This window comes from Ensifer sp. GW101-20A05, from assembly GCF_059424735.1.
The window spans coordinates 423,575-447,059 of record NZ_JBWKZT010000001.1 but is presented as its reverse complement, the minus strand read 5'-3'; the positions used below and the strand labels follow the sequence as shown (position 1 = coordinate 447,059).

The following is a 23,485-nucleotide window of genomic DNA, read 5'->3' as shown; positions in this document are numbered from 1 at the left end:
CCGGCGGGCCTTGCAGGCCTATCGAGAGCCACAAGAGGCTCCAGATGAACTAAAGCGCGTCGCGATCTTTCAAATTCGCTCCTTGCGCTTTAAGTTCTTGATATTTCGCATGTCGTTATCGCAAAAACGCTGCGCACTTTTGCGCGACAGGCTTTAGACCGCGACGTCGTGTTCCTCGCGCGCAGCTTCCCAGACTTCCCGCGCGGCATCCAGGTTCATCAGTGCAATCCCCAGGCCAACGATCAAATCCGGCCAAGCTGATTGCCACAGGTAAGCTGTCGCCAGACCCGCGCCGATGATCGCGACATTGGCGAAAGCATCGTTGCGGGCAGACAGGAACGCAGCCCGTGTGAGGCTGCCGCTCGTATGACGGTAAGCGACAAGAAGGTACGCGCAGAACAGGTTGGTCAGGAGAGCGCCAAAGCCAGCCAGGGACAGGGCAAAGGGCTCAGGCGGGATTGGATCCATGAACTTCGCCCACGCCGTCCATAAAAAAGCCAGCGCAGGGACAAGCAGAATGAATGCCATTGCCATGCCGACCCGAGCGCGGCTCCGCGCCGTCCATGCCAGCGCAAAGAAAATCAGAAGGCTCACGGACGCATCTTCGAGAAAGTCAACGCTGTCGGCCAGGAGGGACACCGAGCCGATGGCCAACGCAACGACGAATTCAACCGCAAAGTAGCCCAGGTTCAACAAGGCGACGAAGAACACGACGCGACGGAGATTGTTATCCACTGAAGGGTTCCTTCGCTGACGAGATAGACCATCGGCAATTTGACACACTTGCTGGCATCAGATTGCTATCCATAGCGTTGCGTTTCGACATATCTATCGTTCATGGAAAATTCTGCACATACGTCCCCGGCTGCCCGCAATACGCTGGCTGCATTTTTTGGAGGCGCAACTATCGGCGCACTCGGTGGCTTGATCGGCCTTGGGGGCGCCGAGTTCCGATTGCCGCTGCTCATTGGGATGTTCAACTTTGCCGCTCTGGAAGCCGTCATCCTCAACAAGGCGATGAGCCTGGTCGTCGTTGCGACGGCGCTTCCGTTTCGAACGGCAACTGTCCCGTTTGGCGCGATCACGGAAAATTGGGGCATTGTGGCCAACCTGCTCGCTGGCAGCCTAATGGGCGCATGGTACGGGGCGGGATGGGCCACACGTCTCAAATCCGAAACCCTCTACAAGGTCATCGCCGCTTTGCTCGTTGCGATCGCGGTCGTTCTGGTCATGGGGCATGACGCGACGACGACGGGGCAGCCAGCCTTGGCTGGATCCGCACAGCTCATCGCAGGTGTGGTGGCCGGCTTCGCCATTGGAATTGTCGCGTCGCTCCTTGGTGTGGCGGGTGGCGAGTTGCTTATTCCTACGCTGGTGCTCCTATTTGGTGCGGACATTAAACTTGCCGGTAGTCTCTCACTCGCCGTGAGCCTGCCGACGATGCTTGTCGGGTTTACCCGCTACAGTCGCGATCAAAGCTTCGCCGTTCTTGGAAAGAACAAGCGCTTTCTGCTGGTCATGGCGTCGGGCTCAGTTCTGGGTACATTCATTGGCGGATTGCTCTTAGGCGTCGTGCCCAATGCGGTCCTGCTGCCTGTGCTCGCCGTGATTATGGTGATCTCTGCCGTGAAGGTCTGGCGACATACCTAGGCAGACTTGCCACGTTTCTGCAGATGCGCTCGTCGCCGGATAGTGGCAATGCTCCATTTTCCGCTGGGGATTACCTCCGCGCAGTACCGATTTCGACAAAGTTTAACAATTTCTGAAGTCATTTCTCCACGATTGATAACTAAATTAGCAATCTGTTTTGGAGCGCAGGGAGGGGCGCGGCCAGCTGGCCGCATCTAGCTCCAACTCATTGGAATCGATGACGCCTTTTTGCTTTGGGGCCACCTGGCTCTGAAGTCGTCGTGATCTGCCGAGGGGGCAACAAACAGATGCCAAGCGATCTGAAGAACAAGCTCGTCCGCTTCCTTAAGGACGAAAACGGCAACTTTGCCGTCATGACTGCTCTGGTGATGCTACCGTTGTTCACGGGTGCTTCCATCGCCATCAATCTCGCCCGCATCAATCTCGAATCCGCCAAGATGCAGGCCGCGCTCGATGCGGCCGCCTTTTCCGCGGTCAAGTCCTATGGCGAAGGGGAGGATGAAGCCAAAGCGAAAGATCTGGCGAACACCACCTTCTTCGCCAATTTCGGTGTGCCGGAGATCGTCGACGAAATCGGATCGGGGAGTTCGACGCCGGTGGCGACCCAGGCGATCAAGGTTGTTTTCGGCGCTCTTGGCGTCGAAAGCACGGCGACGACCACCTATGCGCTCAAATACGCTCCGCTGTTCTGGGGCCTTCAACCCTATACGATCACTCGCGAAAGTGTCGCCGCGCGCATGCCGGGTAGGGAAGCGTGCATTCTGGCACTGCACCCGACCGCATCCCGGGCGTTCGAAGTGAGCGGCAGTGCCACTGTCGATACGTCGGGCTGTACAATCACGTCGGATTCGAGCGATGCGCAGTCGATCTATCTCAGCGGTTCGGCCACGCTGAAGGCCGAATGTCTTTATGCAACGGGCAAGGTCTCGGCGACGCTTGCCCATCTCGAACTCGCCTGCGGCAAGGCAGTGGAAGATGTTCCGCCAATCCCGGACCCCTTCTGGTCCAAGAAAATGCCGACGACGGGAAGCTGGGTGAACCTATCCGGATGTGGACAGAACTTCGTGGCCGGCGGTGGCGGCAATGGCGACTGCAACGGCACGAGCAAGACGCCGAACAACGCGCCTGCCGGCTATACCGTCGAACTGAAGCCCGGCACCTATGGCGGCTTGGAGATCAAGGGCAAGGTTCTTTTGCGGCCGGGCTCCTACATCATCGATGGAGGCACCTTGAAACTCGCCAGCCAGTCGGTGCTCACGGGTGAGGGCATCACCTTCTTCCTGCTGAACGGTGCCCAACTCGATATTCACGGCGGCGCGACCTTCAACGTCACGCCATTCCTGACGGGTGACTGGGCAGGCTTCTCGATCGTTGCCGCCAGGAACAATACGGCGACGGCGACGATCAACGGCAACAGCGCCTCGTCGCTTGCGGGCATCATCTACATGCCGGCCTCGCGTGAGATCCAGTATGCTGGCAATGGCTCCACTGGCGGCGAATGCGTGCGCATCGTCGCGCAGGAGATCACCATGATCGGCAACAGCAGCTTCAAGCTGGATTGCAAGGCGGCGCTTGCGAACAACACCATCAACAATCCGGGTGCAATTCGCCTGGTCAGATAGTCTGCGTGCGACGTCTGCTACGGCGGTCGGGAGACGCGCGGACAAACGTGACGGTTGGGTCACCACCTCTTAAACCCGGTTGCATGGCAACCGGGTTCTTTCCCATGCGAATGCTCAGAAGCGTATGGAAACGCCGAGGATCGGGCCCTGCTGCACCGTATCGAAGATGAAGCCGTCGTTGTCGTAATCGACGCCGACCGCACGATAGCCGGCGACAGCCGAGATGGTGTCGCTGAAGCGGTAGCCGAGGCCGAGCCCTACATCCCAATCGATATCGGCGCCGCCAGCACCGACGATCCCCCAGCCGGTCAGGTAGATTTCCGGCGTCATGTAGTAGGCTCCCCGCAAGCCCACCATGCCGTCGACCCAGGTTTCGCCGTCTTCACGGCTGACGCCGTCGAGCGGCCCGCCCTGGAAGGAGATGGTGGTATCGACCGACCAGACCTTGGCGCCGCCGACAACGTCAAGGTGCGATTGCTGATCCTCGAACACCGTATAGCCGACGGCGAAGAGGCCGGCGAAGGTTTCGGACTTCACGTCCACCGTGTCGGTGAAGATGCCACGCGCCTTACCGTCGCCGGAAAGCTTGGAATAGATCAAGTCGGAGAAGATGCTGAAGCGGTCCTTGCGGGCTTCAATTATGCCCATGGCCGCAAAATCCAGATTGTCCCAGATGTCGCCGAAGTCAGAGTCGATATGGACGGTGGGAAGACCGAATTGCGCCGTGTCGCCGGAAATGCCTGCGATCCAGAAATAGGGGGCGACGGTAAACTGCCAGCCGCTCTCGGTTTCTTCCACCGGCGCCGTCGGCGCCATCAGCGGCGTGATATCGGCCGCATTGGCCGAAAGGCAGGACACCAAGCTCAAGCAGGCCGTAAGGCCGATACGCGTAGAGATTCTCATGATACGCCTCCCGCAGTGGTGGCGACTCAGACTTGCCACCCTCGATACGCACATCTTTATATAAGTTGCTGCGAAAACAACCGAATTCGGCGGCGAACGGGAGCGGATGCGGGCAAAACCGGTGCTGCTGTTGCAAGGGCCACACAGTGGCGAACTGCATGTCTCCTTGAATCGACCTCGATTTAAGGACAAAGACATGCAGCAAATCAAAGTGCTACAGCGCCGCGCGTCTGATAAGACGCGCGGCGCTGTAGGTGATTTCTTGTTGTTGGCGCAATGGGTTGCGCGTCAGTTCGCGTCAGGCGACGGCAGCGCAAGTTTCGATTTCAGCCATTCCAGCACGTAGACCCGTAGCGCCGAGGAAAGGTTGCTATCGGGCGTGCGCTGGTCGTCGATTTCGGCGATGAGTTGCGCGAGCGGCATCGCCCTTGTCTCGGCGATCGCCTTCAGTTCCTGCCAGAACGCGTCTTCGAGCGAGAAGCTGGTGCGGTGGCCGTGCAGGGTCGCGGAGTGCTTACGGATCATTGTCCGGTCTCTGGATCAAAATGACTTTGGGGCGGATCGCCCCGTAAACGGGATCGATTGTAATAAGTTGGAGCGTGCTGCGGCGGAAAGTTGCCGCACGCGGGCTGCGGGATCGATTCAACTGCTTGGCAATTCGATTCGAAAAGCGGTCGCAAGTCCTTGCTCCGGAAGCCTTTTCTTCGGGAAGGGCGGCTCAGTCCTTGCTGTCGCCGCCTTCGTCCTTGGCCGGCCGCTCGATGCGGCCCTGGTCAAGGCGGGTCTCCGCCTTGTCGTTCAGCGCCTTTGTCAGGGATTTTTCAGCCTTGGTGCGGCCGAAGGAGATGCGGTTCTGTTCGGCCTGTTTTTCCTTTTCCGTGCGCTGCTGGCGCTTGCGGAACTGGCGCAGATTGACGACGTCGCCGGTCATGATCCGATGCTCCTTCAGCGCTGCGCGTCCTCAACGCGCAAAGGCCGCTGTAGCACTTCGCGTGGCTGCATGATCCTGGCCGCCCAATCGGCTGCGACTGGAGGCGGCTTGCAGCCGGTGGTGATCAGTTCTTCTTGCGGAAGGAATCGAGCGAAACGACGGAGCCGCCGCCGTTCTTCGGTTCGGTAGGCTTGTCTTCCTTGGCCGTGACTTCGCCGTTTTCTTCCGGGACCGGATAGGCGGTGATTTCGGCCGATTCCACTTCCTCTTCCTCGCCGGCGGCGACATCGAACTCCAGCTCGAAATTGACCGAGGGGTCGTAGAAGCCGCGGATGGCGTTGAACGGGATCACCAGGCGTTCCGGCGTGTCGGAGAAGGAAAGCCCGATCTCGAAGCCGACGTCAGTGACCTTCAGTTCCCAGAACTGGTGCTGGACGACGATGGTCATCTGCTCGGGATACTTCGCCTTGAGGTGCTGCGAGATGCGCACGCCCGGCGCGCCGGTCAGGAAGGTGATGAAGAAGTGGTGTTCGCCGGGCAGATGGCCTGTCGTGGCGACTTCGGTCAGGACCTTGCGGATGACGCTGCGGAGCGCGTCCTGTGCCAGAATGTCGTAGCGGATGTGGTCCTGGCCCATGAGTGTCCCGTCTTTCCTCGAACTCAATCTTACTGCTTGCTGCCGGCTAGCCGCCGTCACGCTTCATTGCCCATCCACAAGGGACGAGTCAATTATTTGAGCATCTATAGACCATTTCGAGGCGGGGGAGAAGGTGAAGGCTTCTGTTGCCAGGTGCCTTCGGACCCCGCCTTACGGTGCTACCCGGAAGGACTTGATTTGAAGTGTCGCACCGCGATTAAGCAGCGAGACGTGCTTCAGCATAGTTGTCGTTTGCAACTATAAGTTTAGCCCGATAACGGTGGTACAATGCCGAGCAAAAAGTCGATCTTTACGCCCTTGTCGATCCTATTTCGCCCCCATCAAAAGCCGATCCTCAGGAGATCGGTTTTTGGTGGAGGCGCCGGGTACCGCCCCCGGGTCCAATGGGTTTATTTCATCGCCCGTTTATTGCCATAGCCGCCCGAAGACGGCACCGTTCATATAGGTCTTTCCTGTCTCCAAGAAAAGGGGGATGTGTCGGATATATGACTTTGTCCCGGACTGTGCCGGCCCCGAACCGCCTTGACTTGACCGGCATCCATGAAAAACTCCCGCTGCTGCATGCGGCAGGCATTGTCCGGCCGCAGTTTCGAGAAACAAAGCAACCTGGAGGCCTCATGACGGACTACCTCGCAGATGTGCAGAAATACGACAGCGGCGCCGACGAGGCGATCGTGAACAAGATCGTGCGTCACCTTGGGATTGCGCTTCGCAACAAGGATTCTTCGCTCGTGTCGGCGACCGATCCGAAGGAGCTCGAGCGGGTCAAGGAGAAATGGTGCGAGAAGAAGCTCGGCATCAGCGGCGGCGATGCGGATACGGCGATCGCCGCCACGGTCAAGGAGATGTCTGCCGATCGCTCCAAGTCGCGCGTTACCTTCTATTACCTGGTGGCGAAGAACCTCGGGAAGCTGCAAGCGCTGTAGATCACGATGGTTTTGGGTCGATTGACCCAAAACCATAAACGTGATCGCCTCTCATAGTTAGAGCGGGATGAGGAAAAGCGCGTGCACTTTTCCTCATCCCGCTCTAAGGCAGCCGAATTATCCGGGATAATCGCCCGGAGGTCATTGGTTCGCCGCCGGCTTCGTCCTAAATTCAGGGCAATACGAATCGGCGGCGCCAGACCATGCAGCAATATCTCGACCTTCTCGACCATGTGATGACCAACGGAACCGACCGGGGCGACCGGACGGGTACGGGCACGCGCTCGGTCTTCGGCCACCAGATGCGCTTCGACCTCGCCGAAGGTTTCCCGGTGCTGACGACAAAGAAGCTGCATCTGCGCTCGATCATCCATGAACTGCTCTGGTTCCTGAAGGGCGATACCAACGTTCGCTACCTCAAGGAAAACGGCGTCACCATCTGGAACGAATGGGCCGACGAAAACGGCGATCTCGGCCCGGTCTACGGTTATCAGTGGCGCTCCTGGCCCGCGCCGGATGGGCGTCACATCGACCAGATCGAAGGCCTCGTCGAGAGCCTCAAGACCAACCCGAACTCGCGCCGCCACATCGTTTCGGCCTGGAACCCGGCACTGGTAGACGAGATGGCGCTGCCGCCATGCCACTGCCTGTTCCAGTTCTACGTGGCGGACGGCAAGCTCTCCTGCCAGCTCTATCAGCGCTCCGCCGACATCTTCCTCGGCGTGCCGTTCAACATCGCGTCCTACGCGCTTTTGACGATGATGGTGGCGCAGGTGACCGGCCTGAAGCTCGGCGATTTCGTGCACACGCTCGGCGATGCGCATATCTACCACAACCATTTCGAACAGGCCCGGCTGCAGCTGACCCGCACGCCGAAGGCGTTGCCGCGGATGGAAATCAATCCTGACGTGAAGGACCTGTTTTCTTTCTGCTTCGAAGACTTTACGCTCGTCGGCTACGAAGCTGATTCAACGATCAAGGCGCCGATCGCGGTCTAAGGCACCTGGGCGGGGCGGACCCGCCTGCGCGCCAGCGACGACCCGGCGTGTGCGGGTGGGCCTCGCTGCCATGCATGACAATACGGGCGTGGCCATGGAGCCGATTGGCGAGGGCTGCAGCGGAGAGTGGCCGGGGAGGGCTGGCCCTCAAGGGAGGTATGATGCTCACACTGATCCATGCGCCCCTGTCGCGGTCGTCGCGCATCGTCTGGCTGCTTGAGGAACTGGGTGCCGAATACGAGATCAGCTACGTCTCGATCCGCCGCTGGGATGGCTCCGGCGCGCCGGACGATAACAATCCGCATCCGCACAAGCAGGTGCCGGCGCTCATTCACAACGGCGCAGTGATCTGGGAATCGGCGGCGGTCGTGCAATACCTGACCGACCTCCATCCCGATTGCAGCCTCGGTCGGCCGCCCGGTCACAAGGAGCGCGGCGCCTATCTCTCCTGGCTCGCCTATTATGCCGGGGTGATCGAGCCGACGGCGCTCGCCCATATCTCCGGTGCGACCATCAACAATCCGGCGCAGGCGCGGCTCTACAACGAAATGTGCGCTCATGTGATCGACGTGCTCACCCGCCGGACCTATCTGCTCGGCGAAACGATGAGTGCGGCCGACCTGCTGCTCGCAAGCGCGCTGCAATGGATGCGCAAGATCCTGCCGGAAAGCACGGTGGTCGACCGCTACATCCGCGTGGTGACGGACCGGGCGGCCTACGACCGGGCAAGGGAAATCGACAGCAAACCGAACGGGTTCCATGACTGAAACGAAGAGCATCCATCCGAAGATATCGATCGTCGTCGCCGTTGCCGCCAACGGCGTCATCGGGCGAGACGGCGATCTGCCCTGGCGGCTTTCGACTGACCTCAAGCGCTTCAAGGCGCTGACGATCGGCAAGCCGGTGATCATGGGGCGCAAGACCTGGGCTTCGCTGAACCGTCCGCTACCTGGCCGAGCCAATATCGTCATCACCCGCAACACGGATTTTGTCGCCGAAGGCGCTGATGTCGTGCCATCGCTCGATGCCGCGATCGCGGTCGCGAACCGCGAGGCTCAGGCGGCGGGCGTCGATGAGATCTGCGTTATCGGCGGCGGCGAGATCTATCGCCAGTCGATCGGCATGGCGGATATCCTGCACGTGACCGAGGTCCAGGCCGAGGTCGATGGTGACACGCGCTTTCCTGATATCGACGCGCAAGTGTTCGAGAAGGTGTTCGAAGAAGACCTGCCGCAGGGCGAAAAGGACAGTCACGCCATGCATTTCGTTACCTGGAAGCGGCGTGCGACAGCCTGACGCGCCGGATCGTCAACTATTTTGAACCATTTACGGTGAACTCGGGCCTATCGCGTTGAAAGCGGTGCGGGTGATACCTATAACGGTTTCACATCGTAAACGACCGCGCGGTGGCGCGGCCGTTTGGCGTGGGAAGTGTCAATAGAGAGGTTTTGATGCCCTGGAGCAATCAGAATGGCGGCGGCGGCCCATGGGGCGGCGGCGGCGGCGGCAATCAGGGCCCATGGGGCCAGGGGCCCAATCGGCCGCGTGGCGGCAAGGGTGGCCCGCCGGATCTGGAAGAGATCATTCGCCGTGGTCAGGACCAGCTTAAGAATGTCGTTCCCGGCGGTTTCAACGGCGGTGTCTTCGCCATCGTCGGCCTGCTGATCGTCGGCTTCATCCTGATCAATTCGATCTACACGGTGCAGCCAGACGAGCGCGGCGTCGAAATGCGCTTCGGCAAGCCGAAGGAAGAAATTTCGATGCCGGGCCTGCACTATCACTTCTGGCCGCTCGAAACGGTCGAGATCGTCAAGGTGACGGAGCAGCAGCAAAACATTGGCGGGCGCACTGGTGGTCAGTCCAATTCGGGTCTGATGCTCTCCGGCGACCAGAACATCGTCAACGTGCAGTTCTCGGTGCTCTACTCGGTCACCGACCCGAAGGCCTATCTGTTCAACGTCGAGAACCCGTCCGACACGCTGCAGCGGGTCGCAGAAAGCGCCATGCGCGAAGTCGTCGGCCGCCGTCCGGCCCAGGACATCTTCCGCGACAACCGTCAGGCAATCGCCGCCGACGTGAAGAGCACGATCCAGGCGACGATGGACACCTATGGTGCCGGCGTCTCCGTCAACACCGTCGCGATCGAGGATGCGGCGCCGCCGCGCGAAGTGGCCGACGCCTTCGACGAAGTGCAGCGTGCCGAACAGGACGAAGACCGCTTCGTCGAAGAAGCCAACCAGTACGCCAACCAGGTGCTCGGCAAGGCCCGCGGTCAGGGCGCGCAGATCCGTGAAGAGGCGGCCGCCTACAAGGACCGCGTCGTCAAGGAATCACAGGGTGAGGCGCAACGCTTTATCTCGGTCTATGACGAATATTCCAAGGCGCCCGAAGTCACCCGCAAACGTCTCTATCTCGAAACGATGCAGGGCGTTCTCGGCAAGTCGAAGAAGGTCATCATCGACGAGAAGAACGGGCAGGGCGTTCTGCCCTATCTGCCGCTGAATGAAATTGGCCGGCCTGCCCAGTCGGGTGCAGCAGCAGCAGCGGGAGCAGCACAGTGATCAACAATCGTACCTCAGTCATCCTGATCCTGCTCGCCGTCGTCTTCGTCGGTCTCTATTCGTCGATCTTCGTGGTCAACGAACGCCAGCAGGCGATCGTCGTCCGCTTCGGTCAGATCCAGGACGTCAAGGCCGAGCCGGGCCTCTACTTCAAGCTGCCCTTCGCCTTCATGGATGCCGACCGCGTGCAATATGTCGAAGACCAGGCGCTGCGCTTCGACCTCGACAACATCCGCGTCCAGGTCTCGGGCGGCAAGTTCTATGAAGTCGATGCCTTCGTCGTCTACAAGATCGCCGATCCCCGCCGCTTCCGCGAAACCGTTTCGGGCGACCGCGATTCGGCCGAGGCACGTCTGCGCACCCGTCTCGACGCATCGCTGCGCCGCGTCTACGGTCTGCGTGGCTTCGAAGCGGCACTGTCGGACGAGCGTGCATCGATGATGCGCGAAGTTCGCGCCGACCTCAAAACCGATGCCGAATCGCTCGGCCTCAACATCGAGGACGTTCGCATCCGTCGCACCGACCTGACGCAGGAAGTCTCGCAGCAGACCTTCGACCGCATGAAGGCCGAGCGCCTGGCCGAAGCCGAACTGATCCGCGCCCGCGGTAACGAAGCCGGCCAGCGTCGTCGCGCCATCGCCGACCGTCAGGTCGTCGAGATCGTCGCCGAGGCGCAGCGCGATTCGGAAATTCTGCGCGGTGAGGGCGAAGCCGAACGGACGAGGACCTTTGCCGACGCCTTTGCGCGCGATCCGAAGTTCTTCGAATTCTACCGCTCGATGGCGGCCTATACCCAGTCGATCGGTAGCCCGGACACGACGCTTGTGCTTTCGCCGCATTCGGAATTCTTCCGTTACTTCAACGACTCCGAAGGCACTGCACCGGCTGCCGCGGCGCCGCCAGCAACCACCGGGAACTAAGCGGACGATGTCAGATTTCCTGACGGGAATCGCTTTCTTCCTGATCATCGAGGGGCTGGTGTACGCACTGGCCCCTTTGGTTTTGGTGGAAATGGCGAAGCGTTTGCCGTATGTCCCCGAACATCAGCTTCGACTGGCGGGGCTCTTTTCCGTGGCTGCCGGGGTCGGACTTGTATGGTTGCTTCGAGGATAATGCGAAATGCCACATAAACTGCTGATCCGGCTGGTCGATGCCGAATACGCGATCACCCGCCTCACTATCGGCTCCAGCATACCGGAATGGTTGCCGGGGCCGGGCTTCTGGACGGTGTCGAGCTCCCGCGAGGAGATGACGCTGGTCTGCCGAGCCGCCCGCGTGCCTTCCAGCGTCCAGAGCTCGCTCGGCTGGCGCTGCTTCCGCGTCGAACAGCACTTTGCCTTTGACGTTCCCGGCGTGCTCTCGTCCGTGCTCAGGCCGCTTTCGGCCGCCGGCGTCGGCGTCTTCGCCAATTCGACCTTCAGCACCGACTATGTCTTCGTCGCCGGTTCCGATCTCGACAAGGCCGTGCAGGCCCTGAAAGACCACGGGCACGACCTGACGACCTGACACGTCGCGCCTCCTTCCAAGAAGACGCAGCCGGTACCCTCCAGCCTTTCGCAGTCCTCTGCGCGGGGATCAGGAAATCGTGTGTGGACGCTTCCGAATTCCGCCTTATCTTCAGGTGAAAATCGAAAGTCGCGCGGTTTGCGGATTGCGTCGACGGTTCCTACCGCATAGGCGCTCTTGCCGGTTCCGGTCGACGCAAAATTGTGCGAAGAATCAAAGTGCTATGGCGCTCGGCGCCGTAGGCAGGAGAGGTGGCGGCCAAGAGAAGCGGTCGACCATCGAACAGCCAGAGGAGCTTAAGCGACTTGTCCACGCGAACGAAATTCCGAGCTCACTCGCTTGGCGCCACCTTGGGCGTTCTGGCGCTGACAAGCGCGCTTGCCTTCAGCAGCACGGCGCTCGCCCAGAACACGGCCATTCGCCCGCCGACCAACGGTCCCGCTTCCGTTGCCGATCTCGCCGCCGGGCTGCTGGACGCGGTCGTCAACATCGCGACCTCGCAAAAGGTCAAGAACGATGACGATGCGCCGGCACCGCAGGTGCCGGAGGGCTCGCCCTACCAGCCCTATTTCGACGAGTTCTTCAAAGGGCAGGGTGGCCAGGGCGGCAACCGTCAGCGCACCGTTGATTCGCTCGGCTCCGGCTTCGTCATCGACCCCTCAGGCTTCATCGTTACCAACAACCACGTGATCGAAGGCGCCGACGATATCGAGATCAACTTTGCCAATGGCAGCAAGCTCAAGGCCAAGCTCGTCGGCAAGGACACCAAGACCGATCTCGCGGTCTTGAAGGTGGAGCCGAAGACGCCGCTGAAGGCGGTGCCTTTCGGCGATTCCCGCAAGATGCGCATCGGTGACTGGGTGATGGCGATCGGCAATCCGTTCGGCCTCGGCGGCTCGGTTTCCGTCGGCATCATCTCGGCGCGCGGCCGCAACATCAATGCCGGTCCCTACGACAACTTCATCCAGACGGACGCGGCGATCAACCGCGGCAACTCCGGCGGGCCGCTCTTCAACATGGCCGGCGAAGTGATCGGCATCAACACCGCGATCATCTCGCCGTCGGGTGGCTCGATCGGCATCGGCTTCTCGGTACCGACGGAGCTTGCCGCCAACGTCGTGCTGCAGCTCAAGGATTTCGGTGAGACCCGGCGCGGCTGGCTCGGCGTCCGTATCCAGCCGGTGACCGACGATATCGCCGAGAGCCTGAAGATGGCGACGCCGCATGGCGCGCTCGTCTCCGGCATCATCGAGGGCGGGCCGATTGCCCATGGCGAGATCAAGGCCGGCGACGTCATCGTCAAGTTCGACGGCCGTGACGTCACGGAGATGCGCGATCTGCCGCGTGCCGTTGCCGAAAGCCCTGTCGGCAAGGCGGTCGACGTGGTGGTCGTCCGTGACGGCAAGGAGCAGACGGTCAAGGTGACGCTCGGTCGCCTCGAAGATGGCGATGAGGTCGCTGCCGCGCCGGCGGCGACAACCAACGACGAGACGCAAAAGCCGGACAAGCCCGAAGCAGCCCCGCTGCCCGCGACCGATGTCGTGCTCGGCATGAAGCTTGCGACGCTGAACGAGGAGACGCGGAAGAAATACGGCATTGCCGAAGACGTGGACGGCGTTGTCATCACCGAGGTCTCGCCGAATTCGGCGGCGGCGGAACGCCGTGTCGAGCCAGGCGACGTGATCGTCGAGGTCGGCCAGGAGGCGATGGATACGCCCGGCGACGTTGCCGATCGCGTCGAGGAGCTGAAGTCGAACGGCCGCCGCAACGCGCTCCTGATGCTCTCCAGCAAGACCGGCGAACTGCGCTTCGTCACGGTGCGGGTGGAGTAGGCGAGCCCGCCACGATGGCCAGCCGCCGCCGCGTGTTTTGCTGCGGTCATGCCGCCGATTGTCGAGTCTTTTCAGTGCGATCGGCGGACAGGCTTGAAGATAGAATCCACCTGTTCAGTTTTTGATTCAGATCTCTTCAGTGGTTTGCTGCCGCCCCTCATCCTGCGTCCGCGACCAGAAAAGGGCGTGCGGTTGTCCGCGTTTCTTTCGGAGTTGGATGCGATTGTGGCGACGAGCGGCTGGCGCGGGTAGGGCAGGTATTGATTTCCCCGCAAGGTTGTCTTTACACCTAGCGAACTGGGGTCGAACAGATCCCATTTCGCCGGGGGAATCTGATGACGTACAGCGTTGAGAATGTCGTATCGCGCGCAGGCTTCTGGCGACGAGCCATAGCATTCCTCATAGACTTTATGCTTGTCGCCCTGCCGATGCAGGCTGTGGTCGTCGTTCTGTTCATGCTAACCGGCGGAGCCGTGCAGGCCAGTTTTGGTTTCCATAGTACGGTTTGCGAAGATATCGGTGATCTTCCGATAGCGCCTACGCCACCGCCACCAGCCGATTACAATAGCGTCGTTGAATGCCGGGTTACGTTGGCTGGGTTCGACCTGAAAAGAACTTTGACGGTCAGCAAGATTACCGTTGAAGCTGGGACCACGACCCGGATTTCGCAAACCTATTATCTGGGAGCAGACGGGAAACAACGCGACGTCTGGCCCGTCGATTTCTTCGGCATTATCGTATTCCTGGCGTATCTCGTGGTGCTGGAAAGCCGCCGCGGCGCGACGCTCGGTAAGCAGTTGCTTTCTATCAGAACGGCGAGCCATCGGGATGCCTTCGCCGTTGGCGTACCTGTCCGTTCGGCTTTGCTGCGTTACGCCGTGATGTTTGCTGCGGTCGTTCCCGGCATGCTGGTGACGTTGGGATTTGAACTCGCTGTGGCACGTGGGGCCTGGGACCCGTTTGTTCTGCTCACCCACCCTTTCTTCGTCGGCGCCAATATTCTCGCAGGGCTCATATTCGTCGGATGGTTTGCTTGGATTACCGTGAGTGTCATCCGAAAGCGGGACCCCGTTTACGATCGTGCTGCCGGAACCTCGGTCTGGGTGCGGAGTTGAAGCGCCGCAGACTAACAGTCGCCACGCTCTGCCGCTCGAGGGTGCATGCAGGACTTCCTGCGGGCCGGCTGGAAGGTCATCCGCCGCAGGGCTTCGAACAGGATGTCGATGATCGCGAGCATGGCCGCACCTCCTTTCTGACCTTTATTTCACCGCACTTGCCCCTGTCCCTCAAACGAGTTTACTGTCGGCTTCGGATAACTTGAGGTTATGCATGAAGCGCGGACGATTGCCCCTGACGGCGCTGCGGAGTTTCGAGGCGGCGGGACGGCTGGAGAGCTTCACGCTGGCCGCCGCCGAGCTTTTCGTTTCGCAGGCGGCGATCAGCCGTCAGGTGCGCGAGCTCGAGGATCTGATCGGCCGACCGCTGTTTGAGCGTCATCATCGCAGCGTCCGGCTGACGGCCGATGGCCGCGTGCTGCTTGGCGTGCTGACGTCGGCATTCGACATGGTCGGAGAGAGCCTCGATATGCTTTCGGGGCGGCGGCTCTCGCACACGCTGAAGGTCAGCGCCGAGCCTTCCTTTGCCGGGTGCTGGCTGGTGCCGCATCTGCAGGAGTTTCAGGAGGCGCACCCGGAGATCGACCTGGTGATCGATGCGGAATCCCGGCTCGCCGAGTTTCGCAGTGGCGACGCCGACATCGCCATCCGCCACAGCTTGACCGCCGTTTCATGGCCGCGGGTGGAGGCGCGACCGCTCGCGAAAGTCGAGATGATCCCGGTGATCGCGCCGGCGCTCGCCGGCGCCGGGCAGCCGCTCGATCGCCCCGACGACCTGCTGCAGCACGCGCTTCTGCATGAGGACAACCGGCTTCTCTGGGAACAATGGTTCACGACCGCCGGTGCCGCGCCGGTGAAGCTCGAGCGCGGCGCCATCTTTGCCGATGGTTCGATGGTGCTGCAGGCGACGCTCCGTGGCAGCGGCGCAGGGCTGATCGACCGCGACCATGCGCGCGATGATGTGATCGCCGGGCGGTTGATCCAGCCTTTCGAGGTATCTGTGCCCTATGGCGCGTTCTTTCTCGTGGCGCGGCGCTTCGATGCACTGTCGGATGCGGCGAAGGCGTTTGTTGAATGGATCGAGCGGAGCTACCCGGGCGCCGGGCGGGAGAGGTGAGGCGCGCCAAGAGTCAAGAGTGTTGTGATCGGCCCCTCTCTGTCCGGCAGGATAGTGAGGGGCAATCCTGTCGAAAGAAGGCCTGGCTACTTCGCGTTCCGCTTCCGCCACTCGGCGGCGCTGATGGCGTAGAGCACGTGGCGCACGAGTGCCGGCTGGTCGGCGGGGACGCGGGGGTGGTCGAAGTCGCGGGAGGCGTCGCGGTGCATGCCGAGCCGTTGCATGACCGCCGTCGAGCGGCTGTTGGCGGCGATCGCGAAGGAGACGACCTCGTCGAGCCCCTTTTCCTCGAAGGCGTAGCGCAGGAGCTCGCAGGCGGCTTCCGTGACAAAGCCCTTGCCCCAATAGGACGGCGCCAGTCGCCAGCCGATCTCGACCGTTCCCTTGGGCAGGTGCGGCTCCAGGTCGGTCAAGGCGAGGCCGCAGAAGCCGAGCGGCCGGTCGTCGGCCTTCAGCGCTATCGCGAAGAAGCCCAGACCGGTCTCGGCGATGCCGCGACCGACACGATCGAAGAGCGCGTCGGCTTCCGCTCGGTTGCGGCGGAAGGGGAAGAATTCCATGACCTTGGGGTCGCTGTTGATGGCGAAGAAGAGATCGCGGTCGCTTTCCTTCCAGGCCCGAATGCGCAGCCGCTCGGTCTCGGTGATGATCATCCGACGAAATCCGTCTTGCGATAGCCCTGGAGATAGAGAAGGGCGGTCAGGTCGCCGTGGTCGATGCGCACCTTGGCCTGTTCGGCGACCACGGGCTTGGCATGCAGCGCCACGCCGGTGCCGGCAAGCTGGATCATGCCGAGATCGTTGGCACCATCGCCGACGGCAAGCGCTTCGTCCGTCGAGATGCCGAGGCGGCCGGCGATGTCGATGAGGGCATCGACCTTGGCCTGCTTGCCGAGGATGGGGGAGGCGACCTCGCCGGTCAGCACGCCATCTTCGGCGATCAGCGTGTTGGCGCGGTTCTCGTCGAAGCCGAGCATCTCGGCGATCGGTCCGGTGAAGACGGTGAAGCCGCCGGAGACGAGCGCGGTGTAATGCCCCTTGCTCTTCATCGTCGCGATCAGGGTGCGTCCACCCGGCGTCAGAGTGATGCGTTTGGCGATCACCTCGTCGACGACGCTGAGTGGCAGGCCCTTCAAAAGCGCGACGCGCTCGATCAGCGCCGGCTCGAAGGCGATCTCGCCGTTCATGGCGCGGGCGGTGATGGCCGCCACCTTGTCCTTGAGGCCGACTTCGGCGGCCAGTTCGTCGATACATTCCTGGCCGATCATTGTCGAATCCATGTCGGCGATCAAAAGCCGCTTGCGGCGGCTCTCGGCGTCCTGCACGGCGACATCGATCGGCGCGCCGCCGATTGCATCGCGCAGCAGGGTTTCGGCCGCATCCGGGTCGGTGCCGTCGGCGAGCGCGATATCGCAGGCGACGCCATCGGCCAGCCAATAGAGGCCGGACGCCTTGACGGCATCGGCGGCGGTTTCCGCGAGTGCTGGCGTCAGAACAGGATTTGACGGATTGGCGATAAGCGTGGCAACGAGAGCCATGGACAATAACCTTGAAACCGAGAGCGACGCGATCCTGATAACCGGGCCGACCGCCAGCGGCAAGTCTGCGCTTGCGGTCGAACTGGCGCGCCGGCACGGCGGCGTGGTCGTCAATGCCGACAGCATGCAGGTCTATGACACGCTGCGATTGCTGACGGCGCGGCCCGACGAAGCGGATATGGGCGGCGTGGAGCACTGTCTCTATGGCCATGTGCCGGCCGCCGCAGCCTATTCCACCGGCGCCTGGGTGCGTGAGGCGCAGGCGCTGGTCGCGCGGCTCAAGCAGGAGGTGCGGATGCCGGTCTTCGTCGGCGGCACCGGGCTCTATTTCAAGGCGCTGACCGGCGGTCTCTCAGACATGCCCGAAATCCCGGCCGCGATCCGCGAGCGGCTGCGCGAACGGCTGAAGGCGGAAGGGCCCGAAGCCCTGCATCGCGTGCTCGAGGCCAAGGACCCGGAGACGGCGGCGACCTTGAACGTCGGCGACGGCCAGCGGATCGTCCGGGCGCTCGAAGTGGTGGAGGCGACCGGCAAGCCGATCCGCTTCTTCCAAAAGCAGAACGGCCCCATGATCGTCGATCCGGACCGGGCGGAGAAATACGTGGTGCTGCCGGAGCGAAAGCTCCTGCACGACCGCATCAATCGCCGTTTCGAGTTGATGCTTTCGGGCGGCGCGATCGACGAAGTGCGGACGCTGCTTTCGCTCGACCTGCCGCCGGAAATGCCCCTCATGAAGGCGATCGGCGTCAGCCAGATTGCGGCACTCTTGAGGGGCGAACTCGACGAGGCCGAGGTGATCGAGATGGGTGCTGCGGCAACGCGGCAATATGCCAAGCGCCAGATGACCTGGTTCCGCAATCAGCTCGACGAGAGCTGGCGGCGGATCGAGCGCGCCGAGGCCGTGTTGTCGAGCGGAGGGGCCAACTCCCGACCATGAAAAACGAGCAGAAATCACTTCCCGACAGCGCGGAAATCCGCCTTTCTCCCGATGAAGCCCTCGTATTTTTCGACCTTCTTTCCCGTTGGTGCGAGGAGAATGATGCTCCCACGCCGGCCGCGGAGTGCTTCGAAAGCACCGCTGAATGCGCTGTGCTGCACGGGTTGCTTGCGGATCTGGAAAAGCAACTGGTCGCACCTTTTCGGGCAGACTACGCCGACGTCGTCAAAGAGGCCCGTCTCCGGCTTGAGGCATCGTGGGACTATGCCGATTTGAGGGGCTGACACGTCAGTCTCGCTCGGCAGAGTTGCGCTCAGGCCGCCAAATTCAGCTGCCAGGAAACGCCGAAGCGGTCGTTGACCCAACTGAAGCGCTGGCTGAAACCGTAATTGTCGAGCGGCATCAGCACGGCACCGTCCTCGGCCAGCATGGTTGCGAGCGTGATGATCTCGTCCTCGCTCTGGCATTCGACGAAGAAGGAGAAGGAGGGGGTAAAATCGAAGGCGTGTTTGACCGGGCTGTCGATGCACTTGACCCTCTGTGCGCCGAGCCGGAAGAGCGCAACCTTGATGCTGCCTTCAGGACCCTGCTCGCCCGGGCCATAGTGCTCGATCTCCAGCACCTCGGCATTCGGGAACAGCGAGATGTAGAAGGCCATGGCTGCCTCCGCGACGCCATCCTGGAACATCAAGAAAGGGGTTACGCTTGCGACCATGGCGGCCTCCTGACTTCGTTTTCGTTGAGTGCTTGAAGATCCGCTGTCTGTTCGCGCTACAGGATTGCGCAGACCAACGACGGGGCGCTGCAAAGGTTCCGTGGCATTCCAGAAGCCTTGCGACCGCACCTTTGGATGAGCGCCCGGATCACGAGACAATTATGATCCGTATTCTATCGGAGGCCCAATTTCCCTGGCAAGGCCAGGGGTCGCGCAAGGAGCGACGGGAATTTGCGCTAGGTCTTGCGGATGATGCTGCCGAGCGGCCGCTTCAGCAGGCTTTCCCGGAGCGACCCTTCGCGCGGTCGATCGCCCGCGGTGGGCGGCGAATCGTGTGCTGTGGGCGGCGGCGCCGCGAAGCGAGGCGCGGGCTGCTCGGCCGCGGGCTTTTCGTTCAGAAGCTGTTGGCGGATCTGGTTGAAGCGCTCCAGCTCGGGATTGGGGGAAATGGTGCTGCGTGGAAGCATGTCCGGGCGGTAGGGCTCGGCAGAGAGGGCCTCGTCGGCGAAGCCATGCTCCGCCTCGCTTGCGGATGTGGCGCCGAGTTCGCTGTCCCAGCGCTGCTCTTCGCTGCCGGTCGTCGCCGCGATGTAGCTCTGCTGGAAGCCGGAAATATCCGGCCCGTTGATCGCCCGCATGCGGCTGACGATCGAGCGCAGGTCGACAGTCGGAGGTGCGTCTTCGTCGATCCGGTCGACGATGCCGTGGGCGCGCGGCAGGCGCTCTTCGGCAATCCGGTTGAAACGCATGCGCATCGGCACCGCGACGGCCTCGCCGAAGGCGATCGCTTCGCCGTTGCCGATCGAGGAGATGAAGCTGGTGGTCGAGGTCGAGGAGTTCGGGATGGCCGAACGGATGATCTCCTGGTCGCGGTCGTTGGCAAGCCGCATGGCAAAGACCGTCGAGCACTGGGAAAGGATCGTCGGGTCGAGCTCGCCGGGGCGCTGGGTGATGACGCCGAGCGAGACGCCGTATTTGCGGCCCTCCTTGGCGATGCGGGCAATCGCCTGGCGGGTCGGCAGGAAGCCGAGCGAGGGATCGGCCGGCACGTAGCGGTGCGCCTCTTCGCAGACGACAAGCATGTGAATGCCGCCATTGCTCCACAGGCCGATTTCGAAAGCCATGCGGCAGAGCACCGAAGCGACGGAATTGACGACTTCCGAGGGAATGCCGGCAAGTTCGAAGGTGGCGATCGGCTTTCCATCGCCGGGAATGCGGAAAATCTTGGCGATTGTGTCCTGGATCGTGTCGGTGATGGTGTTCGAGGAGAACATGAAATGGTAGCGCGGATCGTTGATCGCCGAGACGATCTTGACCTTCAGCGAGCGCAGATGCGGCTTGTCGTTGCGCCCCTCGAGCCGACCGATGCGCTCGTCGATCAGCGCCAAGAGGTCTGCTATGCGGTAGGGCACCGGCGTATCCGCGGTGATCGAGCTTTTCTCGGTCTGGCGCCGCATGAGGCCGGATTCGCCACCCCGGAAAGCCTTCTTCGCTTCCGGAATGATGTCGCGCAGCATGTCGAGCTCGTCCGGCGGCGCCGGGCGGCCGCGGAAGATCACCTCGGCGAATTCCTCGAGGCGGAAGAACCAGAAGGGCAGGTCGAGCGTGTCGGTGTCGATGACGACCGCAAGCTCCGGGAAGGCGGCGGCGAACTCGTTGTGCGGGTCGAGGATCAGCACGCGCAGCTTCGGATCCGAGGCGATCGCCTTGTTGAGGAGCAGCGTGACCGCGGTCGATTTGCCGACACCGGTCGTGCCGACGATGGCGAAGTGCTTGGCGAGCATCGAGGGAACGTGGATCGTCGCGTCGAGGCTCTCATCCTGAGTGAGCTTGCCGATGATGCAGCTGTCGTTGCGGCCGGAATCGTAGATGCGGGCAAGGTCGGCCGCGCGAATGCGGTGCACGATGGCGCCGAGATAGGGATATTGGCTGATGCCGGCGGAAAACGCCTCGCGCCCATCGGCCCCCTTGTGGACCTCGCCCATCAGCTCGACTTCGATGCGGAAGGTGTTGTTGGCTTCCTCGCCCCATTCGGCAGAGGCGGTCTGCATGGAATAAACCAGCGCCACGACGCGGTTTCTGCCGACGGAGATCGAGATCAGCCGCCCGACCGACCAGAGTTCGGTCAGCGACGTTTCGCCGTTTTCGGCGACGGCAGCGATGGTGGCGCGCGCGCCGCTGCACGCGACGACACGCCCCAGGAACCGGTTGCCGGGCTTCAGGCCGTCACGGCGATCCTGCTCTCCCGCGCGGATTGAGGAATGAAGATCATTGTTCAGCAACGCAAAAACCCCGGCATCACGATCGCTCATGTTAGCCGGGGGGATTTAACAAGTGGTTTCGCGGATTTTGCGCGACGCTCAGCCCAGGATGTGGCGCAGGACGCCGGCCGAAGCGACGCCGATCAGCACGGTCGGCAGCGCCTGCTCGGCGATCTCGTGGCGCGGCTGGTCGACGGGTAGGGCGGTGGCGGGTGTCGACTTGATAAAAGTCAATGCGCCTTTGCCTGAAGCAGAATAATCCTATGCCCTGACCAACAGCATCCAGCCGGAGATGGCATCCGGTTAGGCTTGCGGGTTGGCGTGGGGAGGCGGCCATGGGCAGTGCATTTGATTACGTGCGCCGGACACCCATTCTCTGGCTTCTCGTTTTCGTCCCCCTGGCGATCGCGGGAGAGCACATCTGGCCAGGGGCACACACTTTGCTCTTCCTCCTTTCGGTGGCTGCCATTGTGCCGCTTGCGGCCCTGCTCAGCCAGGCGACGGAGTCCGTCGCGGCACGAACCGGCGATACGATCGGCGCGCTCCTCAATGCGACGCTCGGCAACCTGACGGAACTCGTCATCGCGCTGATGGCGCTCGCCGCCGGTCAGTACCTGCTGGTCAAGGCCTCGATCGCCGGCGCCATCGTCACCAATACGCTCTTCATGCTCGGAGGCTCGTTCCTCTTCGGCGGACTGCGCTATCACCTGCAGGAGTTCAACCGGGTGAATGCGCGCTTCCTGGCGAGTCTTCTGTTCATGGCGACGGTCGCGGTTCTCGTGCCGTCGCTCATCGGCGCAGCCGACGGACAGCCGCAAACGCCCTTCACCCAGCAATTGAGCGCCGGCCTGTCTGTTGTCCTGATCGTCGTCTACGGGCTCTGGATGCTGTTTTCGCTCAGGACCCATCGCGAACTTTTCATTTCCGCCGGCTCCGGGCATGGCGGAGAGGAGGCGCATTGGCCGCTGGCGACCGGTATCGGCGTGCTTTTGGCGGTGACGGTGCTGGTAGCGCTCGTCAGCGAAGTTTTCGTCGGCTCGGTGCAGGTGGCGGCGGAAGAGCTTGGCATGACGCCGGCCTTCGTCGGCTTCGTCGTCGTGGCGCTGGTCGGGGCCGCCGCCGAGATGGCGACCGCCTTTTCCGCCGCGCGCAAGGACCGGCTCGACCTGAGCGTCGGCATCGCGCTCGGCAGCGCGGTGCAGATCGCTCTCTTTGTCGCGCCGCTGCTGGTGCTCTTGAGCTATGTGCTCGGGCCGCAGCCGATGGACCTGCAGTTCTGGCCGGGGGCCATCGTGATGATGCTGGTCGCGACGATGGCGGCGACGCTGCTGTCGAATGCCGGCCGTTCTGCCTGGTACATGGGCGTGCTGGCGCTGACGGTCTACGTGATCTTCGGCATGACCCTGTTCCTGCTGCCACCACAACAGCCGTGAGACGCGGCTTCCGTCTGGTCGACGATATCAAGGGATCTTCGGGCGGGATGGCGGGGATCGAGGTGGCGCGCGGCTGCCGGCTATTTGGGGGAGTTCATGTCGAATACGACCCAGCGGAAGAACAGGTAGATCGCAGCAAAGCTGATGACGAGCGGCATCAACACAGGGAGGTCAAGCATATCATTGCCCTTGGTTTGAAGCTGCATCATGCAGCAATGCGAATCTTCCACGGCAAGTGTTAATGCGGGGTGCACGAACAGCGTTCGCCCCTAAAACTTTGTCGTTTTATCAGGCTTGACCTCAACTATAGTTGAGCTCCTACAAACCCTTCCATGACAACGCGTCGGAGCGTCATTCCCGGTTGCAGCCCGGCCCGGGAAGCCAAGCGAAAAGCGACATGGAGGACGGGCATGACCGAGCAATTGCTTTTTCGAAACCTGATGAGGATCACCCCCGGCCATCTCGATCCGTTCCGCGAGGCGGTGCTGGGCGCAATCGCATTTGTTGAAAGGCACGCACCGCAGCTGATGGTGCAGACCTTCATCGACGAGAAGGCGATGCAGGCGGTGAGCATACAGCTCTATCGTAATTCGCAGGACGTGCTCCGGCACTGGCAGATGTCCGACGCGCAAATCCAGGATGTGTCTGCCCATTGCACGGTGGAGCGGCTCGAAGTTTACGGCAATCCGAGCGAGGCGGTGGCCAAGGGGCTTGCGCCCTTCATCGGTGATGGGCGCGGTTTCATCATGCCGCCGCTCACGGGCTTTTCGCGGTTCTGAAACC

27 protein-coding genes and 1 other RNA gene are annotated in these 23,485 nt (G+C 61.9%); 17 read left to right on the top strand and 11 right to left on the bottom strand.

Translation table 11 applies throughout. From position 1 onward, the window contains the following. Positions 1-153 precede the first annotated feature (153 nt). Positions 154-735: a cation efflux transmembrane domain-containing protein gene (locus AC070A_RS02400; RefSeq protein WP_057253552.1), complete on the bottom strand. Its 582-nt coding sequence runs from the start codon at positions 733-735 to the stop codon at positions 154-156. Positions 736-837: 102 nt separating this feature from the next. Here AC070A_RS02400 and AC070A_RS02395 point away from each other — a divergent pair, with 102 nt between their 5' ends. Next, the gene (locus AC070A_RS02395) at positions 838-1,650 is read left to right on the top strand and encodes a sulfite exporter TauE/SafE family protein (protein ID WP_113737441.1); all 813 of its coding nucleotides are present in this window, start codon (positions 838-840) and stop codon (positions 1,648-1,650) included. A gap of 287 nt (positions 1,651-1,937) precedes the next feature. Further along, positions 1,938-3,272, top strand: coding sequence for a TadE/TadG family type IV pilus assembly protein (locus AC070A_RS02390; RefSeq protein WP_057253554.1), 1,335 nt, complete (start codon positions 1,938-1,940; stop codon positions 3,270-3,272). A 114-nt stretch (positions 3,273-3,386) separates the two neighbouring features. Here the strand turns inward: AC070A_RS02390 and AC070A_RS02385 are convergent, their stop codons facing one another. From AC070A_RS02385 to ssrA, 5 genes are all read right to left on the bottom strand, one after another. Beyond that, the gene (locus AC070A_RS02385; RefSeq protein ID WP_057253556.1) at positions 3,387-4,175 is read right to left on the bottom strand and encodes a hypothetical protein; all 789 of its coding nucleotides are present in this window, start codon (positions 4,173-4,175) and stop codon (positions 3,387-3,389) included. A gap of 288 nt (positions 4,176-4,463) precedes the next feature. Further along, entirely contained in the window at positions 4,464-4,700 is a 237-nt protein-coding gene (locus tag AC070A_RS02380; RefSeq protein ID WP_057253558.1) for a ribbon-helix-helix domain-containing protein, read from the bottom strand. Positions 4,701-4,893: 193 nt separating this feature from the next. Beyond that, the gene (locus AC070A_RS02375; RefSeq protein ID WP_057253560.1) at positions 4,894-5,106 is read right to left on the bottom strand and encodes a DUF4169 family protein; all 213 of its coding nucleotides are present in this window, start codon (positions 5,104-5,106) and stop codon (positions 4,894-4,896) included. 124 nt (positions 5,107-5,230) lie between these two features. Then, the gene (locus AC070A_RS02370; protein ID WP_113737440.1) at positions 5,231-5,743 is read right to left on the bottom strand and encodes an SspB family protein; all 513 of its coding nucleotides are present in this window, start codon (positions 5,741-5,743) and stop codon (positions 5,231-5,233) included. 132 nt (positions 5,744-5,875) lie between these two features. Then, positions 5,876-6,235, bottom strand: a transfer-messenger RNA (tmRNA) gene (gene ssrA, locus AC070A_RS02365). Between the two features lie 146 nt (positions 6,236-6,381). On the opposite strand from ssrA, the gene AC070A_RS02360 reads away from it, so the two are divergent. The 11 genes from AC070A_RS02360 to AC070A_RS02310 all read left to right on the top strand — a co-directional run bounded on the left by AC070A_RS02360 (position 6,382) and on the right by AC070A_RS02310 (position 15,819). After that, positions 6,382-6,690 carry a DUF2853 family protein gene (locus AC070A_RS02360; RefSeq protein WP_057253564.1) on the top strand — a complete coding sequence of 103 codons (309 nt, stop codon included), beginning with the start codon at positions 6,382-6,384 and terminating at the stop codon, positions 6,688-6,690. Between the two features lie 203 nt (positions 6,691-6,893). Beyond that, positions 6,894-7,688 (top strand): thymidylate synthase, encoded by a 795-nt coding sequence (locus AC070A_RS02355; RefSeq protein ID WP_113737439.1) that lies wholly within the window; start codon positions 6,894-6,896, stop codon positions 7,686-7,688. A gap of 161 nt (positions 7,689-7,849) precedes the next feature. Beyond that, the gene (locus AC070A_RS02350) at positions 7,850-8,455 is read left to right on the top strand and encodes a glutathione S-transferase (protein ID WP_113737447.1); all 606 of its coding nucleotides are present in this window, start codon (positions 7,850-7,852) and stop codon (positions 8,453-8,455) included. Beyond that, a complete protein-coding gene (locus AC070A_RS02345) occupies positions 8,448-8,984 on the top strand; it encodes a dihydrofolate reductase (protein WP_057253568.1) in 537 nt (178 codons plus the stop codon). The genes AC070A_RS02350 and AC070A_RS02345 overlap by 8 nt, the downstream gene beginning before the upstream one ends. 155 nt (positions 8,985-9,139) lie before the next feature. Beyond that, positions 9,140-10,249, top strand: a complete 1,110-nt coding sequence (gene hflK, locus AC070A_RS02340) for an FtsH protease activity modulator HflK (RefSeq protein WP_058321274.1) — start codon at positions 9,140-9,142, stop codon at positions 10,247-10,249. Continuing rightward, complete coding sequence (hflC, locus tag AC070A_RS02335) at positions 10,246-11,169, top strand: protease modulator HflC (RefSeq protein ID WP_057253572.1); 924 nt, start codon at positions 10,246-10,248, stop codon at positions 11,167-11,169. The genes hflK and hflC overlap by 4 nt, the downstream gene beginning before the upstream one ends. Positions 11,170-11,176: 7 nt before the next feature. Continuing rightward, entirely contained in the window at positions 11,177-11,362 is a 186-nt protein-coding gene (locus AC070A_RS02330; RefSeq protein ID WP_057253574.1) for a DUF2065 domain-containing protein, read from the top strand. A 6-nt stretch (positions 11,363-11,368) separates the two neighbouring features. Continuing rightward, positions 11,369-11,755 carry an ACT domain-containing protein gene (locus tag AC070A_RS02325; RefSeq protein ID WP_057253576.1) on the top strand — a complete coding sequence of 129 codons (387 nt, stop codon included), beginning with the start codon at positions 11,369-11,371 and terminating at the stop codon, positions 11,753-11,755. A 350-nt stretch (positions 11,756-12,105) separates the two neighbouring features. Beyond that, entirely contained in the window at positions 12,106-13,587 is a 1,482-nt protein-coding gene (locus tag AC070A_RS02320; protein WP_113737438.1) for a DegQ family serine endoprotease, read from the top strand. 335 nt (positions 13,588-13,922) lie between these two features. Further along, positions 13,923-14,702, top strand: coding sequence for an RDD family protein (locus AC070A_RS02315; protein WP_057253580.1), 780 nt, complete (start codon positions 13,923-13,925; stop codon positions 14,700-14,702). A 214-nt stretch (positions 14,703-14,916) separates the two neighbouring features. Continuing rightward, positions 14,917-15,819, top strand: coding sequence for a LysR substrate-binding domain-containing protein (locus tag AC070A_RS02310; protein WP_057253582.1), 903 nt, complete (start codon positions 14,917-14,919; stop codon positions 15,817-15,819). An 86-nt stretch (positions 15,820-15,905) separates the two neighbouring features. On the opposite strand, the gene AC070A_RS02305 is transcribed toward AC070A_RS02310, so the two are convergent. Both AC070A_RS02305 and serB read right to left on the bottom strand, forming a co-directional pair. Next, on the bottom strand, positions 15,906-16,472 hold the full coding sequence (locus tag AC070A_RS02305; RefSeq protein ID WP_057253584.1) for a GNAT family N-acetyltransferase: 567 nt from the start codon (positions 16,470-16,472) through the stop codon (positions 15,906-15,908). Next, the gene (gene serB, locus AC070A_RS02300; protein ID WP_057253586.1) at positions 16,469-17,356 is read right to left on the bottom strand and encodes a phosphoserine phosphatase SerB; all 888 of its coding nucleotides are present in this window, start codon (positions 17,354-17,356) and stop codon (positions 16,469-16,471) included. The genes AC070A_RS02305 and serB overlap by 4 nt, the downstream gene beginning before the upstream one ends. Between serB and miaA the strand changes: the two genes are divergently transcribed. Continuing rightward, positions 17,355-18,293, top strand: coding sequence for a tRNA (adenosine(37)-N6)-dimethylallyltransferase MiaA (miaA, locus tag AC070A_RS02295; RefSeq protein ID WP_057253588.1), 939 nt, complete (start codon positions 17,355-17,357; stop codon positions 18,291-18,293). The genes serB and miaA overlap by 2 nt on opposite strands. Continuing rightward, positions 18,290-18,577, top strand: coding sequence for a hypothetical protein (locus tag AC070A_RS02290; protein ID WP_057253590.1), 288 nt, complete (start codon positions 18,290-18,292; stop codon positions 18,575-18,577). Before miaA ends, AC070A_RS02290 begins: the two co-directional genes overlap by 4 nt. Positions 18,578-18,606: 29 nt before the next feature. Here AC070A_RS02290 and AC070A_RS02285 read toward each other — a convergent pair whose 3' ends face one another. The 3 genes from AC070A_RS02285 to AC070A_RS02275 form a co-directional block, all read right to left on the bottom strand. Further along, a complete protein-coding gene (locus tag AC070A_RS02285) occupies positions 18,607-19,008 on the bottom strand; it encodes a VOC family protein (protein WP_057253593.1) in 402 nt (133 codons plus the stop codon). Between the two features lie 236 nt (positions 19,009-19,244). After that, on the bottom strand, positions 19,245-21,320 hold the full coding sequence (locus AC070A_RS02280) for an ATP-binding protein (protein WP_113398934.1): 2,076 nt from the start codon (positions 21,318-21,320) through the stop codon (positions 19,245-19,247). A 48-nt stretch (positions 21,321-21,368) separates the two neighbouring features. After that, a complete protein-coding gene (locus tag AC070A_RS02275; RefSeq protein ID WP_255571041.1) occupies positions 21,369-21,503 on the bottom strand; it encodes a hypothetical protein in 135 nt (44 codons plus the stop codon). 101 nt (positions 21,504-21,604) lie between these two features. Here AC070A_RS02275 and cax point away from each other — a divergent pair, with 101 nt between their 5' ends. Beyond that, entirely contained in the window at positions 21,605-22,702 is a 1,098-nt protein-coding gene (cax, locus tag AC070A_RS02270; protein ID WP_057253595.1) for a calcium/proton exchanger, read from the top strand. Between the two features lie 410 nt (positions 22,703-23,112). Beyond that, positions 23,113-23,481 (top strand): hypothetical protein, encoded by a 369-nt coding sequence (locus AC070A_RS02265; protein WP_112946552.1) that lies wholly within the window; start codon positions 23,113-23,115, stop codon positions 23,479-23,481. Positions 23,482-23,485 lie beyond the last annotated feature (4 nt).

Excerpts from the sequence above, each read along its gene's own strand:
- AC070A_RS02360 (WP_057253564.1), top strand. The coding sequence starts at position 6,382 with ATGACGGACTACCTCGCAGATGTGCAGAAATACGACAGCGGCGCCGAC.
- AC070A_RS02395 (WP_113737441.1), top strand. The coding sequence starts at position 838 with ATGGAAAATTCTGCACATACGTCCCCGGCTGCCCGCAATACGCTGGCT.
- hflK (WP_058321274.1), top strand. The coding sequence starts at position 9,140 with ATGCCCTGGAGCAATCAGAATGGCGGCGGCGGCCCATGGGGCGGCGGC.
- AC070A_RS02380 (WP_057253558.1), bottom strand. The coding sequence starts at position 4,700 with ATGATCCGTAAGCACTCCGCGACCCTGCACGGCCACCGCACCAGCTTC.
- AC070A_RS02375 (WP_057253560.1), bottom strand. The coding sequence starts at position 5,106 with ATGACCGGCGACGTCGTCAATCTGCGCCAGTTCCGCAAGCGCCAGCAG.
- AC070A_RS02345 (WP_057253568.1), top strand. The coding sequence starts at position 8,448 with ATGACTGAAACGAAGAGCATCCATCCGAAGATATCGATCGTCGTCGCC.
- AC070A_RS02350 (WP_113737447.1), top strand. The coding sequence starts at position 7,850 with ATGCTCACACTGATCCATGCGCCCCTGTCGCGGTCGTCGCGCATCGTC.
- cax (WP_057253595.1), top strand. The coding sequence starts at position 21,605 with ATGGGCAGTGCATTTGATTACGTGCGCCGGACACCCATTCTCTGGCTT.
- AC070A_RS02390 (WP_057253554.1), top strand. The coding sequence starts at position 1,938 with ATGCCAAGCGATCTGAAGAACAAGCTCGTCCGCTTCCTTAAGGACGAA.
- AC070A_RS02265 (WP_112946552.1), top strand. The coding sequence starts at position 23,113 with ATGACCGAGCAATTGCTTTTTCGAAACCTGATGAGGATCACCCCCGGC.
- miaA (WP_057253588.1), top strand. The coding sequence starts at position 17,355 with ATGGACAATAACCTTGAAACCGAGAGCGACGCGATCCTGATAACCGGG.
- AC070A_RS02385 (WP_057253556.1), bottom strand. The coding sequence starts at position 4,175 with ATGAGAATCTCTACGCGTATCGGCCTTACGGCCTGCTTGAGCTTGGTG.
- AC070A_RS02310 (WP_057253582.1), top strand. The coding sequence starts at position 14,917 with ATGAAGCGCGGACGATTGCCCCTGACGGCGCTGCGGAGTTTCGAGGCG.
- serB (WP_057253586.1), bottom strand. The coding sequence starts at position 17,356 with ATGGCTCTCGTTGCCACGCTTATCGCCAATCCGTCAAATCCTGTTCTG.
- AC070A_RS02325 (WP_057253576.1), top strand. The coding sequence starts at position 11,369 with ATGCCACATAAACTGCTGATCCGGCTGGTCGATGCCGAATACGCGATC.
- AC070A_RS02305 (WP_057253584.1), bottom strand. The coding sequence starts at position 16,472 with ATGATCATCACCGAGACCGAGCGGCTGCGCATTCGGGCCTGGAAGGAA.
- AC070A_RS02355 (WP_113737439.1), top strand. The coding sequence starts at position 6,894 with ATGCAGCAATATCTCGACCTTCTCGACCATGTGATGACCAACGGAACC.
- AC070A_RS02370 (WP_113737440.1), bottom strand. The coding sequence starts at position 5,743 with ATGGGCCAGGACCACATCCGCTACGACATTCTGGCACAGGACGCGCTC.
- AC070A_RS02280 (WP_113398934.1), bottom strand. The coding sequence starts at position 21,320 with ATGAGCGATCGTGATGCCGGGGTTTTTGCGTTGCTGAACAATGATCTT.
- AC070A_RS02315 (WP_057253580.1), top strand. The coding sequence starts at position 13,923 with ATGACGTACAGCGTTGAGAATGTCGTATCGCGCGCAGGCTTCTGGCGA.
- AC070A_RS02285 (WP_057253593.1), bottom strand. The coding sequence starts at position 19,008 with ATGGTCGCAAGCGTAACCCCTTTCTTGATGTTCCAGGATGGCGTCGCG.
- AC070A_RS02330 (WP_057253574.1), top strand. The coding sequence starts at position 11,177 with ATGTCAGATTTCCTGACGGGAATCGCTTTCTTCCTGATCATCGAGGGG.
- AC070A_RS02290 (WP_057253590.1), top strand. The coding sequence starts at position 18,290 with ATGAAAAACGAGCAGAAATCACTTCCCGACAGCGCGGAAATCCGCCTT.